Raw genomic sequence first — 14,596 nt, 5'->3', positions numbered from 1 at the left:
GCAGCCGGTGCTCCGGCTGCCCGTCAGTACGTGAATGTCCGGTTCTTACCGAACCGGCGTGGTGCGGCGCTGTCGGTCGCTGGCGAGCCAGCGCTCCAGCTCAGCCCGGGACTGCGCCCGCTGGCGGTCGGCGCAGACGGCCTCCCAGGCGTTGGCCTGTGCCGTCGGGACCCGGCTCTCGCCGAGCACGGAGCGGCCGACCTTGTAGAGCAGGCCGGCGGTGGCGCTGATGACGGCACGCGGGGCGGCAGTGATATCGACTGGCGCGGTTCGCAACGGCGAAGACATGACTGCGGTTTCCCCCTGGCGGATTCTGATGCCTATCAAACCGTACCGGACACAATGTTGCCCGATACCAGTTTCAGGAGTGTGACGGTGACATCAATCGACAGCGGCGATGACCGTCACCGCTTTGTGCAAGATCTACTTGCGCACCAGCTGGGTTTCTCCCGCAAGACGGGCCTGCCGCTCGGCCTCGGTCAACGCATCGAGAACACCGTCGAGGTCGCCGGCGAGCGCCAGGTCCAGGTTGTACGCGGTGTACCCGATCCGGTGGTCGGTAATCCGGTTCTGCGGGAAGTTGTACGTGCGGATCCGCTCGGACCGGTCGACGGTGCGCACCTGGGCCTTGCGCGCGTCGGACGCCGCCGCGGCGGCCTGCTCCTCCGCCACCTGGGCCAACTTGGCGCGCAGCATCCGCATCGCGCGGTCCTTGTTCTGCAGCTGCGACCGCTCGTTCTGGCAGGAGACGACGATCCCGGTCGGGAGGTGGGTGATCCGTACGGCCGAGTCGGTCGTGTTGACGCTCTGGCCGCCGGGGCCCGACGAGCGGAACACGTCGATCCGCAGGTCGTTCTGGTCGATCTCGACCTCGGTCTCCTCGGCCTCCGGCGTGACCAGCACACCGGCGGCGCTGGTGTGGATGCGCCCCTGCGACTCGGTGACGGGCACCCGCTGGACGCGGTGGACGCCGCCCTCCCACTTCAGCCGGGACCAGACGCCGTAGCCGCCGTCGGGCACCCCGCGCGTCTTGATCGCTACCGCGACGTCCTTGTACCCGCCGAGGTCGGACTCCTGCGAGTCGAGCACCTCGGTGACCCAGCCGCGCCGCTCGGCGTACCGCAGGTACATCCGCAGCAGGTCGCCGGCGAACAGCGCCGACTCCTCGCCACCCTCACCGGCCTTGATCTCCAGGATCACGTCCTTGGCGTCGCTGGGGTCGCGCGGCATGAGCAGCTCGGCGAGCCGCTCCTCCAGCTCCGGCAGCCGCGCTTCGATCTCGGCCGCCTCGGCGGCGAAGTCGGGGTCGGCGTCGGCCAGCTCCCGGGCGGCGTCGAGATCGGCGCGGGCCTGGCTCAGCTCGGTCGCCGTCTTGGCGATCGGCGTCAGCTCGGCGTACCTGCGACCGACCTTGCGGGCCGCGTTCTGGTCGGCGTGGATGGCCGGGTCGGCAAGGCGCTGCTCCAGCTCGGCGAACTCGGCGAGGAGGGACTCCAGGCGCTCGCTGTTCATCGTCTTCCTATCTGTGGACCGGCCCGGACACGTGCGGATACGAAGACGGCGCCCGCCCGCGGCCCCGATGAGGGGCAGCGCGGTACGGGCGCCGTCAGCGCAGCTACTTGCCGGCCTTCTTGGCCTGAACCTTGGCGTACTTCTGCTGGAACTTCGCGACCCGGCCAGCGGTGTCGAGCACGCGCTGCTTGCCGGTGTAGAACGGGTGGCACACGTTGCACGTCTCCACGTGGATCTGCCCGTTCTTGGCGGTGCTGCGGGTCGTGAAGGTGTTGCCGCAGGAGCAGGTGACCTGGGTCACGTCGTACTGCGGGTGAGCGTTGGGCTTCAAAGCAGGTGGTCCTTCCGTGAGTGGTCGCCGGGTCGCCGTCAACACCACCGCCTGGGCGATGCTGCCTTTGCCACCGCCGGTGGCGGATCGGGCGTGAACCGGTACCTGGCCGACGTACCAGTGTGCCATGCCGGCTGCGACCCTGCGGTCGGCCCTACCCGCTTGAGCACACCATCTCCAGATAACGCCGGGGCTGACCCCGGCATTCCCGCGCGGAGGCGGCCGGGTCGTCGCCCGGCCGCCTCCGACGGGTAGGTGCCGCTACTCGCCCGGCGTGGACTGGGCGATCTGCATCAGGAACTCGATGTTGGTCCGGGTCTTCTTGAGCCGGTCCAACAGCAGGTCGAGCGCCTGCTGCGAGTCGAGCGCGTGGAGCACCTTGCGCAGTTTGTGCACGATCACGAGCTCTTCCGGCGCCATCAGGATCTCTTCCTTACGGGTACCGGACGCGTCGATGTCGATCGCCGGGAAGACCCGCTTGTCAGCGATCTTGCGGTCGAGCTTGAGCTCGGCGTTACCCGTGCCCTTGAACTCCTCGAAGATGACCGTGTCCATCATGGAACCGGTCTCGACCAGCGCGGTGGCGATGATCGTCAGCGAGCCGCCGTTCTCGATGTTGCGGGCCGCGCCGAGGAACCGCTTCGGCGGGTACAGCGCCGTCGAGTCGATACCACCGGACAGGATCCGGCCGCTGACCTTGGCTTCGAGGTTGTACGCCCGACCCAGCCGGGTGATCGAGTCGAGCAGCACGATCACGTCGTGGCCCAGCTCGACGAGGCGCTTGGCCCGCTCGATCGCCAGCTCGGCGACCATGGTGTGGTCGCCCGGCGGCCGGTCGAACGTCGAGGCGATGACCTCGCCCTTCACCGACCGCTGCATGTCGGTGACCTCTTCGGGACGCTCGTCGACCAGCACCACCATCAGGTGGCACTCCGGGTTGTTGCGGGTGATCGCGTTCGCGATCGACTGCAGCACCATCGTCTTACCGGCCTTCGGCGGCGAGACGACCAGCGCCCGCTGCCCCTTGCCGATCGGCATCACCAGATCGATGACCCGCGTCGTCAGGATCTGCGGCTCGGTCTCCAGCCGCAGCCGCTCCTGCGGGTACAGCGGCGTCAGCTTGTAGAACTCCGGCCGACGGCGCGCCTCCTCGGGCTCCATCCCGTTGATCGTGTCCAGCCGGACCAGCGGGTTGTACTTGTCCCGGCGCTGCTCACCGTCGCGGGCCTGGCGGACCGCGCCGGTGACCGCGTCACCGCGCCGCAGGCCGTACTTCTTGACCTGCGACATCGAGACGTAGACATCGTTGGGGCCGGCCAGGTAGCCGGTGGTACGGATGAAGCCGTAGTTTTCGAGCACGTCGAGGATGCCGGCGACCGGTACGAGAACGTCGTCCTCGCTGGTCTGCGGCTCGCCGCCCTCACCGCCGCGCTCGCCACGGCCACGCCGCCGGTCACGGAAGCGGCTACGCCGGCCGCGCCGGCCGCCGCCCTCGTCGTCGTCCTCGTCGGAACGGGCGTCGTTGCGGTTGTCGGTGCGGACGTTGCCGTCGCCCCGGCCACCCCGGTCGTCGGTACGCCCGTTGCGCCCGCCGCGATCGCCCCGCTCGGCGCGCTCGCCGCTCTCGGACCGCTCACCGCGGTCGGTGCGCTCACCGCGCTCGCCGCGGTCGGCACGCTCGGCCCGCTCGGCCCGCTCACCCCGGTCGGCACGCTCACCACGGTCGGACCGCTCGGCCCGCTCACCCCGGTCGGCCCGCTCACCCCGGTCGGTGCGCTCGCCGCGGTCGGTGCGCTCGCCGCGCTCGCCGCGGTCGGACCGCTCGGTGCGCTCGCCGCGGTCGGGCCGCTCGGCCCGGTCGGTGCGCTCTCTGCGGTTGGCGCGCTCCGGGCGCTCGCCGGCGTCCTCGCGGCGCTCGGTGAGGTCGGTGCGCTCGGTGGTCTCGACGCGGGCGCCCGTGTCGGCCCGCTCGACGGTGTTCTCGCTGACCGCGCGCGACTCGGGCGGTCCCGCCGGCCGGGTCGCCCGGCGCGGCGCGCGCTCGGCGGTGTCGCCCGACTCGTCGGCGCGCACCTCGGCACGCACGGCGGCACGGGGTGCTTCCGCGCGAGCGGCGACCTCGCCACGGACGCCGGACGTCCGCGCGTCACCGCTCTGCTTTTCCTGAATGGCGGCAACCAGCTCGCTCTTACGCATGCGCGCGATACCGGATATGCCGAGCGACGAGGCCAGGTTCTGCAACTCGGGCAGCAGCATCGCGGACAGTCCGCTGCCGGTGCGTCGACGGCGAGGCGCGGTCGCGCGCTCAGCGGTCTCGGCCACGACCGACGAACGGTCGCCAGAGACGTCCGACGTCACGTCGGTAGTGTCGCTCAATGGATTCCTTCCCTCGATAAGGCCGGGGACTGTCCGGGTCGAGATACAACGGCCGGAACGGTCCGCGGATACACCCGCTTCGCATAGGCGTTACGGGAGTCTTTGCAGCCGTGCGGAGACCGGGCCACCGGTGCGGTCAGGCCCCGCCCAACGCAAGCGATCTGTACAAGCTGCGGTTGGCGGCCGAGGCTTCAGCAAGGGGTGCCACGGGTGAATGTGCGGTACGCCGTCCCGCTCAAGATCGCCGCACTTGAAACGGCTGCTACCCCGGTAGCGTAGTCAACCCGCCCAACCTGCGGCAACAGGGTCCCGCTCGGCGTGTTCCACAGTACCCGATCTCGTGCCGATCGTCACTGTCGCCCCCCTCGTATCGAGGTCAAGGGGCCACACCTGCCAATCGGCGAGCTGCGGCGGTGTCCAGCCGTCGGGCACGAAGGCGAGCACCGTCGGTCCCGCGCCACTCACCACGGCGGCGATGCCGTCGGCGCGCAGCTGCGCCACGAGGGCCGCACTGGCCGGCGCCCCGCTCGCGCGGTACGGCTGGTGCAGACGGTCTTCGGTAGCGGGAAAAAGCAGCTCAGGCGACCTGGTCAGGGCTTGGACCAACAGTGCCGAACGGCCGGCGTTGAACGCCGCGTCGGCGTGCGGAACGGTGGCCGGCAGGGCCGCGCGAGCGACCTCGGTCAGGCCCTGCTCCGACGGCACGAACACCACGGCACGAACCCCGGGTGCCGGGTCCTCACGGACCGCACGCGCCCCGTCGTCCTGCGTCCAGGCGATGGTGAATCCGCCGAGCAGACAGGGCGCGACGTTGTCGGGATGACCCTCCAGCCGGGCGGCGAACCGTAGCACCGCCTCGTCCGGCATCCGCGCTGCACCATCCACAACAAGCGCCCGAGCGGCGAGTATTCCCGCCACGATGGCCGCCGAGGACGACCCGAGCCCGCGCGCCTGCGGAATGCGGTTGAGGCAGTGCAGCTCCAGCCCGGCCGGCCGCTCTCCCAGCTCGTCGAACACGGCCATCATCGAACGCACCACCAGGTGGCTGTCGTCGGTCGGCAGGTGCCCAGCGCCCTCGCCGGTCACCTCCACGCTGACACCGCCCGCGGTCACGCGGGCCGTCACCTCGTCGTAGCGCCCGAGCGCAAGCCCCAGCGCGTCGAAGCCGGGCCCCAGATTCGCGCTGGTCGCGGGCACCCTGACCCATACCGGGTCGCTCAGCAACGCCATGCCGCACATGCTAGGCAACCGCTCCGACAACACCGCTCACCGCGGGTACACCGGCGCGGCGCAGCCCCGCCATCCCCCACGATCCTGAAGGATTTTCCGTGTTCCTGCACGGCAAATCCTTCAGGATCATGGAACCGGGTCAGGCCAGGCCGAGCTCGCGGGCCGCGGCGAGAGCGTCCGCCGGGATGGTCGTCGGGGACGGGGCGGTGGAGATCGCCCACTCCGGGTCCTTGAGGCCGTGACCGGTCACCGTGCACACGATCGTCGAACCGGCCGGTACGAGGCCGGCCTGCGCCGACTGCAGCAGCCCGGCGACGCTCGCCGCGCTCCCCAGCTCGACGAAGACGCCGACCTTGCGCGCCAGCAACCGGTACGCGTTGAGAATGTCCCGGTCGCTGACCGCGTGGATCAGCCCGCCGGACTGGTCACGGGCGTCGACCGCCTTGGTCCACGACGCCGGGTTGCCGATCCGGATCGCGGTGGCGATCGTCGACGGCTCGCGTACCACCGCGCCGTTCACGATCGGTGCGGCGCCGGAGGCCTGGAAGCCGTACATCTTCGGCTTACGCGTCGCCTCGCCGGCGTCGAACGCCTCGTTGTAGCCCATCCAGTACGCCGTGATGTTGCCGGCGTTGCCGACGGGCAGGCAGTGGATGTCGGGGGCGTCGCCGAGCGCCTCGATGATCTCGAACGAGGCGGTCTTCTGCCCGTGTAGCCGGTCCGGGTTGACCGAGTTGACCAGGGCCACGGGATAGTCGATGGACAGCTTCGACGCCAGCGCCAGGCAGTCGTCGAAGTTGCCGTCGACCTGCAGCAGCCGCGCGCCGTGCACGAGGGCCTGGGCCAGCTTGCCCATTGCGATCTTGCCGCTCGGCACGAGAACGGCGCAGGTGAGACCGGCGCGGGCCGCGTACGCCGCCGCCGACGCCGAGGTGTTGCCGGTCGAGGCGCAGATCACGGCCTTCGCCCCAGCCTCGACGGCCTTGGACACAGCCATCGTCATGCCGCGGTCCTTGAACGAACCGGTCGGGTTGGCGCCCTCCACCTTCAGGTACACGTCGCAGCCGGTCCGATCGGACAGCTCCGGCGCGGGCACCAACGGGGTGTTGCCCTCCAACAGGGTCACGACCGGCGTCGACTCGGACACCGGCAGGCGGTCCCGGTAACGCTCGATCAATCCACGCCACATGGCTACTCCCCCTCGACGCGCAGGACGCTGGCGACAGACCGGACGATATCCAGGGCACGCAGCTCTTCGACGGTCGCGGCGAGCGCCGCGTCCGTCGCACGGTGCGTCACGATCACCAGTACGGCCTCGTTGCCGCGCCCCGACTGGTGGACGGTGGCGATGCTCACCCCGTGCGCCGCGAACACGCCGGCCACGGCGGCCAGCACACCGGCGCGGTCGGCGACGTCCAGGCTGATGTGGTAGCGGGTGGTCGCCTCGCCGATCGGGCGGATCCGCAGGTCGGCATAGGCGGACTCGCTGGCGGCACGTACCCCCGCCAGGCGGTTGCGCGCGACGGCCACGATGTCACCGAGCACCGCGCTCGCGGTCGGGGCCCCGCCGGCACCCTGGCCGTAGAACATCAGCTGACCGGCGGCCTGCGCCTCCACGAACACCGCGTTGAACGCGCCGCCGACGCTGGCCAGCGGGTGCGTACGCGGGATCATCGCCGGATGCACGCGGACGCTGACCGCGTCGCCCGAGCTCTCGGTGATGCACAGCAGCTTGATCGTGCAGCCCATCGCCTTCGCGCTGGCCATGTCCGCCGCGCTGACCTCGGTGATGCCCTCACGGTGCACGTCGGCCGCCCGTACCCGGGTGTGGAAGGCCAGCGACGCGAGGATCGCCGCCTTCGCCGCGGCGTCGAAGCCCTCGACGTCGGCGGTGGGGTCGGCCTCGGCGTACCCGAGCGCGGTCGCCTGGTCGAGCGCCTCGGAGAACCCGACGCCGGTCTCGTCCATGGACGAGAGGATGAAGTTGGTGGTGCCGTTGACGATGCCGGTGACCCGGGTGATGCGGTCGCCGTGCAGCGACTCGCGCAGCGGCCGCAGCAGCGGGATGGCGCCGGCGACGGCCGCCTCGTAGTACAGGTCGGCGCGGCCGTCCACGGCCGCCGCGTGCAGCGTGGCGCCGTCCTCGGCGAGCAGCGCCTTGTTGGCGGTCACGACGCTCTTGCCCGCGCGCAGCGCCTCGACCAGCCACGTACGCGCCGGCTCGATGCCGCCCACCACCTCGACCACGATGTCGACGTCGTCGCGCTTGACCAGGCCGAGCGCGTCGGTCGTGAACAGGTCGGGGTCGACGGGCAGGTCACCGCGGTCGCGGCTGAGCCGGCGTACGGCCACCCCCACCAACTGCAGCGGGGCGCCGATGCGGGCTGTCAGGTCGGCGGCCTGTTCGTGCAGCAGGCGCACCACCTCGGTGCCCACGGTGCCGCAACCGAGAACCGCAATCCTGACCGGATTCATGCTCACCCCATGTCCAACGCGAGAAGGTCGTCCTCTGTCTCCCGCCGGACGACCACGCGGGCGGCGCCGTCGGCGACAGCCACCACCGGCGGCCGCGGCACGTGGTTGTAGTTGCTCGCCATACTGCGGCAGTACGCCCCCGTGCCCGGCACGGCGAGAAGATCTCCCGGCCGCACGTCAGCGGGCAGGAATTCATCCTTCACGACGATATCCCCGGCCTCACAATGTTTTCCCACAACACGGGCAAGCATCGGGGGTGCAGTTGAGGTGCGACTCGCGACCGTGGCCGAGTACGACGCGTCGTAGAGGGCCGTACGGATGTTGTCGCTCATCCCGCCGTCGACGCTTACGTAGCTGCGGATCCCGTCCACGTCCTTGACGGTGCCGACCTCGTACAGCGTGAACATCGCCGGGCCCACGATCGCCCGGCCGGGCTCGATCGACAGCCGCGGCACGGCGAGCGTCGCCAGCTCGCACTCGTCCTCGACGATCTTGACAAGACGCTTGGCCAGCTCGCCCGGTTCGCTCGGGTCGTCCTGGCTGGTGTACGCGATACCGAAGCCGCCGCCCAGATCGAGCTCGGGCAGTTCGACCCCGCGCGCGTCCCGGATCTGCGCGTGCAGGCCCAGCACGCGGCGCGCCGACACCTCGAACCCGCCGGTGTCGAAGATCTGCGAGCCGATGTGCGAGTGCAGACCGCGCAGCTCGAGCACGTCCTCGTCAATGATCTTGAGGGCGGCGGCGAGCGCGGCGCCACCGGCGAGCGAGAAGCCGAACTTCTGGTCCTCGTGCGCGGTCGCGATGTACTCGTGGGTGTGCGCCTCCACCCCCACGGTCACCCGGATCAGCACCGAGGGCCGGACGCCGCGCTCGCGCGCGATGGCGGACAACCGGTCGATCTCGTGGAACGAGTCCACGATGATGCGGCCGACCCCGGCCTCGACCGCGCGCGTGAGCTCCGCGACCGACTTGTTGTTGCCGTGGAAGCCCAGGCGCTCGGGCGGCATGCCCGCGGCGAGGGCGACCGCCAGCTCACCGCCGGAGCACACGTCGAGGAAGAGCCCCTCCTCGGCGACGATGCGCACCACCGCCCGGCACAGGAACGACTTGCCGGCGTAGTACACGTCACAGTCTGCGAACGCCGCCGCGAACTCCCGGCAGCGGGCCCGGAAGTCGGCCTCGTCGAGCACGTACGCGGGGGTGCCGTACTCCTCGGCCAGTTCCTGTACGTCGACGCCGCCCACCGTCAGGGCGCCGGTGCCGGCGCGGCGCACCGTCCGCGGCCACAGCTGCGGCATGAGGGCGTTGACGTCCTCCGGTACGTGCAGCCAGGCCGGCCCGCGGTAGCCGATGTCGGCGTGGAGCGCCCCCGCCTCGTGTGCGCGCATGGGTAGTTACATCCGTTCCGGTGCGGTGACACCCAGTAGATCCAGACCGTTGGCGAACACCGTCCGGGTCGCCTCGACCAGCCACAGCCGCGCCCTGGTCAGGTCGGTGGCCTCTTCGTCACCGCGCGGCAGGACCCGGCACGCCTCGTAGAACTTGTGGTAGGCGGTCGCCAGCTCTTCAAGGTAGCGCGCGACCCGGTGGGGTTCGCGCAGCTCAGCGGCGCTCGCCACGATGCCGGGGAACTCGCCCAGCGCCTTGAGGAGATCGTTTTCCCGCTCGTGGCTGAGCAGCCCGGGGTCGAAGTCGTCACCGCGGGTGATGCCCAGCTCGGCGGCGTTGCGCAGCAGGCTCGCGATCCGGGCGTGCGCGTACTGCACGTAGAACACCGGGTTGTCGTTGCTGCGCCGGGTCCACAGGTCGAGGTCGATGTCGATCGGCGAGTCGACCGAGTACCGGGCGAGGGCGTACCGGGCGGCGTCCACACCGATCGCGTCGACCAGGTCCTCCATGGTCACCACCGTGCCGGCGCGCTTGCTCATCCGCACCGGCTGGCCCTCCCGTACGAGGTTGACCATCTGGCCGATCAGGATCTCCAGGTTGCGGTCGGGGTCGTCGCCGAAGCACGCCGCCATCGCCTTCATCCGGCCGATGTAGCCGTGGTGGTCGGCGCCGAGCATGAGCACGGCCCGGTCGAAGCCCCGCTCGCGCTTGTCCAGGTAGTAGGCGCAGTCGGCGGCGAAATACGTCCACGAGCCATCGGACTTGCGCAGTACCCGGTCCTTGTCGTCGCCGAACTCGGTGGTACGCAGCCAGGTGGCGCCCTCGGCCTCGTAGACGTGGCCCTGCTCGCGCAGCCGGTCCAGCGCCGTGTCCAGCTCACCCCGGTCGTGCAGGTCCTTCTCGTTGAAGTACCGGTCGAAGCGCACGCCGAACTCGGCGAGCGACTCCTTGATCTCGTTGAACATCAGCGCGATGCCCTCGACCCGGAAGATCTCCTGCGGGTCGGGCGTGGTCAGCGTGTCGGGGCGCTTGGCCAGGACCGCCCGGGCGATGTCGTTGATGTACGCGCCGCCGTAGCCGTCCTCCGGGGTCGGCTCACCCTTCGCGGCGGCCAGCAGCGACTTCGCGAACCGGTCGATCTGCGCGCCGGCGTCGTTGAAGTAGTACTCGGTGCCCACCTCGGCGCCGACCGCGCGCAGCAGCCGGGCCAGCGCGTCACCCACCGCGGCCCAGCGCACGCCGCCGATGTGGATCGGCCCGGTCGGGTTCGCCGACACGAACTCGAGGTTGATGCGCTCGCCGGCCAGGGTCGTGCTGCGCCCGTACCCGTGACCGGCCTCGACCACGACGCGGGCCAGCCGCCCCGCGGCGGCCGGGTCGAGCCGGATGTTGAGGAAGCCCGGACCGGCGACCTCGGCGGCCTTCACGCCGTCGACGCGCTCGAGCTGACCGGCGATCGCCGTGGCCAGTTCACGCGGATTGGCGCCGACCTTCTTCGCCACCTGGAGAGCGAGCGTCGAGGCGTAGTCGCCGTGCTCTGGGTTACGCGGTCGCTCGACGCTGGTGGAGCCGGGCAGAACGGACGCGTCGAGCCCGCGCTCGGTCAGGACGGCACGGGCGGCGTCGAGGATTGCGGCAGCAAGGTCGGCGGGAGTCACCGAGTAATGCTATCCAGGGTAGACTCGTCGATCTGGCGGCGACCCGAGGTACTGGTCAGAATGCGGGACGCCGGCCCGCCCCGGGACCGATATTCCTGATCACCCTACGTGACGAGGCCCCATGAGCATGAGTACCCAGCACGGCGGCGGGACCCGCCGTCCGTCGAGCACGAAGCCGGGCGGTAAGCCCAAGGACAACCCGGGTGAAAAGTCCGGATCGGCGGCCCGGAGCGGCGGTTCGGCCACGTCGAACGCGGCCAAGTCAGGCGCCGCGAAGTCGGGTGCGACCAAGCCGGCTGCCGCCAAGGCCGGCGCCGCCAAGGCCGGCGCCGCCAAGAAGGGCGGACCGGGCGGCCCCCGCCGACCGGTGACTCCGGTGAAGGTCAACCAGGGGCGCAACTGGGGCCCGATCGCCCTGTTCGGCCTGGTGGGCGTCATCGCGCTGGGCATCGTCGGCTTCGGCGGCTACCAGGTGTACCAGAACGGCCTGACCTGGGAGGATCGGGCGGCGAAGATCCCCGGGATCATCAACTACCGCAAGTCCAACCCCAAGATGCTGGATTACCAGCAGCACGAGAGCGGCCCTCTCAAGTACTCGGTGCTTCCCCCGGTCGGCGGCACCCACAACAACAACTGGCAGCGCTGCCTCGGCGACGTCTACGACGCGCCGATCGCCAACGAGCACGCCGTCCACAGCGAGGAGCACGGGGCCATCTGGGTCACGTACCGTCCTGATCTGCCCAAGTCGCAGGTGGACGAGCTGGCCAAGAAGGTCAAGGGCCACGACTTCATGCTCATGAGCCCGTTCCCGGGGCTGGACAAGCCGATCTCCGTGCAGACGTGGGGCTACCAGCTCAAGGTCGACAAGGCCAGCGACCCGCGTATCGACGACTTCATCAAGGCCCTGCGCGAGGTCTCCGCCCGCGAACCCAACTCGACCTGCTCGTCCGGCGCGTACATCACCGAGACCGGCACCACGCCGCATGACCTCGACCCCAACACCGCATCCGGCGGCCAGGCCGGCATGCCCGGCGGGACGGCTCCCGGCGGGACCGCTCCCGGCGGCACCGGCTGATGCCGGTCTCGTCGATCCTGCCGTCGTCGCGGCGGGTCCGGCTACTGCTGGCCGGGCTCGCCGCGGTGGTGGCGCTGGTTCTCGCGTACGCCGCCGGCGTCGTCTCCGCCGGGCTCTACGCGCCGGGTGAGGACTCCCCCGAGGCCGGCTTCGCCCGGGACATGTCGCTGCACCACGCGCAGGCCGTCGAGATGGGGATGCTCGCGTACCAGCGGGCCACGAACGCCGAGGTGCGCCACGAGGGGTACGACATCGCCCTCACCCAGCAGGGTCAGATCGGCACGATGAAGGCCTGGCTGGACAAGTGGCACGTGAGCCGCTCAGGTGACCAGGCGCCGATGGCCTGGATGCCCGGCGGCGACAAGGAACTGACCCCGGACGGCCGCATGCCGGGCATGGCCTCCGACGCGGAGCTGACCAAGCTCAACACGGTGACGGGCAAGGACTTCGACATCCTGTTCTGCCAGCTGATGATCCGCCACCACCTCGGCGGCATCCACATGGCCGACGCGATCCTGAAGCTCAGCCACAACCCGGACGTGACCTCGCTCGCCGAGTCGATCAAGTCCGGTCAGCAGACCGAGATCACGATCTTCACCAACCTGCTGACCAGCATGGGAGCCAAGCCGCTTCAGTAGACGTTCCCGATCTTGGGGAGTTTGACGCCGTATTCGATGTCGAACTCCCCAAGGTTCACTTCCGTTCCTGGTTCTTGGGAGCTGGCGGCGCCTTGCGCGACTTACGGTCGACCGCCTGCGCGTACAGAAGGTTCGAGAGGGCCGCGTTCGCGCTACTGACCGCCGCGACTGCGGCGATGCGGTAGCTCGTCATGGTTGCCTCCCGGGTGCAGGTTGGTTGCAAGCGAAGATCCTGCCCGTCCCGGGTGGCGCGGCAAAGTCCGCCGAACAGCCAGGATTCGTTGCTGTGAACCGCCCATTCCGGTATATACACGGCACGTGGCGACGCGCCGAGATCCGGCGCGCAGGTCCCTCGGCGTCTCTGCTAGTCTTCTCTGGTCGCAAGGGCCCCCGTAGCTCAGGGGATAGAGCACCGCCCTCCGGAGGCGGGTGCGCAGGTTCGAATCCTGCCGGGGGCACCAAGATCGAATTTCGATCCAAATGCCAAAACAAGGCCGCTGACCAGCACGAAGCCGGTCAGCGGCCTTGTTCGTATGTCCGGTTGTCACCGGCTCGATCCGGCCATGATCGGGCGTCCACGCCCTATACGCGCCCAGGTTCGCAGCGAGATCAGTAGGCGGCGACGTGTGGGCAGAGGACGCGTGTCCGGGAAGCCGACGATGAACGAGCCACCGTGTTCCGGCCGAAACTGACGATCTGCCCAACGACGGTTAGCACGATCAGTGGACAGACTGGCCATCGTCGTGCCCCTACGCTCCCGCAATGCTCTCCGCGATGGCTACCGGGGCGGTCCGGCACCGACGCCTGATACTCAGCATGGCTGTCGCCCTGGCCGTGGGCTGCCCATGGATCGGACTACAGATGCGATCGGCGAGCTTCATCGGGTTTGCGCTGATCGGCGTGCCCACTCTCCTAGCACTGGCCTCGTGGGTGCTCTGCTTGGCCGTGGCTACGTTGCCCCAGCCGGCAACGTTCACCGTTGACCCATGCACGCGCTCGTTCCGCACGTTGCCCAATGTCCGGCAGATCTACTTCGCCATCGGAGCGGTTCTCTTTGCTGGTAGTCAGGTCGCAATGAGACTCGACCCGGCTTCGCGGGGCGCAACGCGCGGCGATCCGATCTTACTGGTCATGAGCGGCATAACGGTCGCAATGACCGGCCTGTACGTCCTGTTGGCGGCGGGATGGCTTGTTGCGGTGTGGCGCAGCGCCTTCTACGTGCAACTGCGCCCTGACGGCCTAATCGACCGATCCCCGTTCGGGAAACTGATTGTGCCGTGGGAAGCGCTGGCACCCGGCTACCCGATGTTGCGTTCGCCGTTTTCGTCGTCGTTCAGTTCACTGTTACTCACCTACGCCCGGCCGGAGCTCGTGCGCCGTCACGGCCTGTTCTTTGGCCGTCGTCGGATCAGCGCAGACGCGGTCGACCCGCGCTTCCTCGGTGCCTCAATTGCCTATTACGTTGCATATCCGCAGTGCCGGGCGGAGATCGGTACCCAGGAAGGACATGATCGTTTGCGCTGGGCGCTCACCGGCGAGCCGCCCTCGGATCAACGGCGCTATGGCTGGCCCGGAAGCCCCGACTTCGCGTAGATCCTGAAGAGGATTTCCACCGACTGCCCGGCCAACTCGGCGACGTCGGTGGGCGGCACTCCCCGGTTGAGCCAGGTGGACACAGCCGCGTGCCGGAGGTCGTACGGCCGCCGAGCATCGTCGTCAGGTACGTCGTGCGAAGTCCCGGGTGCGCCACCGCGGGCGCTGAGCCGCTGGCCCGGAACGGGAGTGGGCCGGTCCGCGCGGACCGGCCCATCCCATCCCCCCCGGGGTGGTGTGCTATCGGATTCTCACGGTGACCGTGTGGGTGGTCGGATCACCGGCGACGGTGAAGGTGAACCGGTGGGTGCCGGCGGCC

At 69.8% G+C, this 14,596-nt stretch carries 13 protein-coding genes, 1 tRNA gene and 1 pseudogene; 4 read left to right on the top strand and 11 right to left on the bottom strand.

All coding sequences use genetic code 11. The features are described 5' to 3' along the window. Nucleotides 1-45: 45 nt before the first annotated feature. The 9 genes from HC031_RS27045 to argS all read right to left on the bottom strand — a co-directional run bounded on the left by HC031_RS27045 (nucleotide 46) and on the right by argS (nucleotide 10,971). The gene (locus HC031_RS27045) at nucleotides 46-276 is read right to left on the bottom strand and encodes a hypothetical protein (RefSeq protein ID WP_167928259.1); all 231 of its coding nucleotides are present in this window, start codon (nucleotides 274-276) and stop codon (nucleotides 46-48) included. Between the two features lie 147 nt (nucleotides 277-423). Beyond that, nucleotides 424-1,512: a peptide chain release factor 1 gene (prfA, locus tag HC031_RS27040; RefSeq protein ID WP_167928258.1), complete on the bottom strand. Its 1,089-nt coding sequence runs from the start codon at nucleotides 1,510-1,512 to the stop codon at nucleotides 424-426. Between the two features lie 103 nt (nucleotides 1,513-1,615). Continuing rightward, nucleotides 1,616-1,843 carry a 50S ribosomal protein L31 gene (gene rpmE, locus HC031_RS27035; protein ID WP_167928257.1) on the bottom strand — a complete coding sequence of 76 codons (228 nt, stop codon included), beginning with the start codon at nucleotides 1,841-1,843 and terminating at the stop codon, nucleotides 1,616-1,618. Nucleotides 1,844-2,104: 261 nt separating this feature from the next. Beyond that, nucleotides 2,105-4,219 carry a transcription termination factor Rho gene (gene rho / locus HC031_RS27030; RefSeq protein WP_167928256.1) on the bottom strand — a complete coding sequence of 705 codons (2,115 nt, stop codon included), beginning with the start codon at nucleotides 4,217-4,219 and terminating at the stop codon, nucleotides 2,105-2,107. Between the two features lie 279 nt (nucleotides 4,220-4,498). Further along, on the bottom strand, nucleotides 4,499-5,449 hold the full coding sequence (gene thrB / locus HC031_RS27025) for a homoserine kinase (protein ID WP_167928255.1): 951 nt from the start codon (nucleotides 5,447-5,449) through the stop codon (nucleotides 4,499-4,501). Nucleotides 5,450-5,588: 139 nt separating this feature from the next. After that, nucleotides 5,589-6,638 (bottom strand): threonine synthase, encoded by a 1,050-nt coding sequence (thrC, locus tag HC031_RS27020; protein ID WP_167928254.1) that lies wholly within the window; start codon nucleotides 6,636-6,638, stop codon nucleotides 5,589-5,591. 2 nt (nucleotides 6,639-6,640) lie between these two features. After that, on the bottom strand, nucleotides 6,641-7,924 hold the full coding sequence (locus HC031_RS27015) for a homoserine dehydrogenase (protein WP_167928253.1): 1,284 nt from the start codon (nucleotides 7,922-7,924) through the stop codon (nucleotides 6,641-6,643). Between the two features lie 2 nt (nucleotides 7,925-7,926). Beyond that, a complete protein-coding gene (gene lysA, locus HC031_RS27010) occupies nucleotides 7,927-9,312 on the bottom strand; it encodes a diaminopimelate decarboxylase (RefSeq protein WP_167928252.1) in 1,386 nt (461 codons plus the stop codon). Nucleotides 9,313-9,318: 6 nt separating this feature from the next. Beyond that, nucleotides 9,319-10,971 carry an arginine--tRNA ligase gene (argS, locus tag HC031_RS27005; protein ID WP_167928251.1) on the bottom strand — a complete coding sequence of 551 codons (1,653 nt, stop codon included), beginning with the start codon at nucleotides 10,969-10,971 and terminating at the stop codon, nucleotides 9,319-9,321. 121 nt (nucleotides 10,972-11,092) lie between these two features. Between argS and HC031_RS27000 the strand changes: the two genes are divergently transcribed. Both HC031_RS27000 and HC031_RS26995 read left to right on the top strand, forming a co-directional pair. Next, nucleotides 11,093-12,046, top strand: coding sequence for a DUF3105 domain-containing protein (locus HC031_RS27000; protein WP_167928250.1), 954 nt, complete (start codon nucleotides 11,093-11,095; stop codon nucleotides 12,044-12,046). Beyond that, nucleotides 12,046-12,684 (top strand): DUF305 domain-containing protein, encoded by a 639-nt coding sequence (locus HC031_RS26995; RefSeq protein WP_167928249.1) that lies wholly within the window; start codon nucleotides 12,046-12,048, stop codon nucleotides 12,682-12,684. Before HC031_RS27000 ends, HC031_RS26995 begins: the two co-directional genes overlap by 1 nt. Nucleotides 12,685-12,739: 55 nt before the next feature. Here HC031_RS26995 and HC031_RS26990 read toward each other — a convergent pair whose 3' ends face one another. Beyond that, nucleotides 12,740-12,877 carry a hypothetical protein gene (locus HC031_RS26990; RefSeq protein WP_167928248.1) on the bottom strand — a complete coding sequence of 46 codons (138 nt, stop codon included), beginning with the start codon at nucleotides 12,875-12,877 and terminating at the stop codon, nucleotides 12,740-12,742. A 193-nt stretch (nucleotides 12,878-13,070) separates the two neighbouring features. Between HC031_RS26990 and HC031_RS26985 the strand changes: the two genes are divergently transcribed. Both HC031_RS26985 and HC031_RS26980 read left to right on the top strand, forming a co-directional pair. Next, nucleotides 13,071-13,145: transfer RNA gene (locus HC031_RS26985), tRNA-Arg, on the top strand. Nucleotides 13,146-13,446: 301 nt separating this feature from the next. After that, nucleotides 13,447-14,277 (top strand): hypothetical protein, encoded by an 831-nt coding sequence (locus HC031_RS26980; protein WP_167928247.1) that lies wholly within the window; start codon nucleotides 13,447-13,449, stop codon nucleotides 14,275-14,277. Here HC031_RS26980 and HC031_RS34105 read toward each other — a convergent pair. Beyond that, nucleotides 14,244-14,393: pseudogene (locus tag HC031_RS34105) on the bottom strand (integrase); the annotation flags it as partial. The gene HC031_RS26980 and the pseudogene HC031_RS34105 sit on opposite strands and share 34 nt — an antisense overlap. Between the last annotated feature and the right edge of the window lie 203 nt (nucleotides 14,394-14,596).

The organism is Planosporangium thailandense, from assembly GCF_011947195.1.
Lineage (GTDB): Bacteria > Actinomycetota > Actinomycetes > Mycobacteriales > Micromonosporaceae > Planosporangium > Planosporangium thailandense.
The sequence above is the reverse complement of the archived record's forward strand: the minus strand, read 5'-3'. Positions and strand labels throughout refer to the sequence as shown.

Bases quoted from the DNA above. Each gene is read 5' to 3' on its own strand.
- lysA (WP_167928252.1), bottom strand. From the start codon at position 9,312: ATGCGCGCACACGAGGCGGGGGCGCTCCACGCCGACATCGGCTACCGC.
- thrB (WP_167928255.1), bottom strand. From the start codon at position 5,449: ATGGCGTTGCTGAGCGACCCGGTATGGGTCAGGGTGCCCGCGACCAGC.
- prfA (WP_167928258.1), bottom strand. From the start codon at position 1,512: ATGAACAGCGAGCGCCTGGAGTCCCTCCTCGCCGAGTTCGCCGAGCTG.
- thrC (WP_167928254.1), bottom strand. From the start codon at position 6,638: ATGTGGCGTGGATTGATCGAGCGTTACCGGGACCGCCTGCCGGTGTCC.
- HC031_RS27015 (WP_167928253.1), bottom strand. From the start codon at position 7,924: ATGAATCCGGTCAGGATTGCGGTTCTCGGTTGCGGCACCGTGGGCACC.
- HC031_RS26980 (WP_167928247.1), top strand. From the start codon at position 13,447: ATGCTCTCCGCGATGGCTACCGGGGCGGTCCGGCACCGACGCCTGATA.
- HC031_RS26995 (WP_167928249.1), top strand. From the start codon at position 12,046: ATGCCGGTCTCGTCGATCCTGCCGTCGTCGCGGCGGGTCCGGCTACTG.
- HC031_RS26990 (WP_167928248.1), bottom strand. From the start codon at position 12,877: ATGACGAGCTACCGCATCGCCGCAGTCGCGGCGGTCAGTAGCGCGAAC.
- HC031_RS27000 (WP_167928250.1), top strand. From the start codon at position 11,093: ATGAGCATGAGTACCCAGCACGGCGGCGGGACCCGCCGTCCGTCGAGC.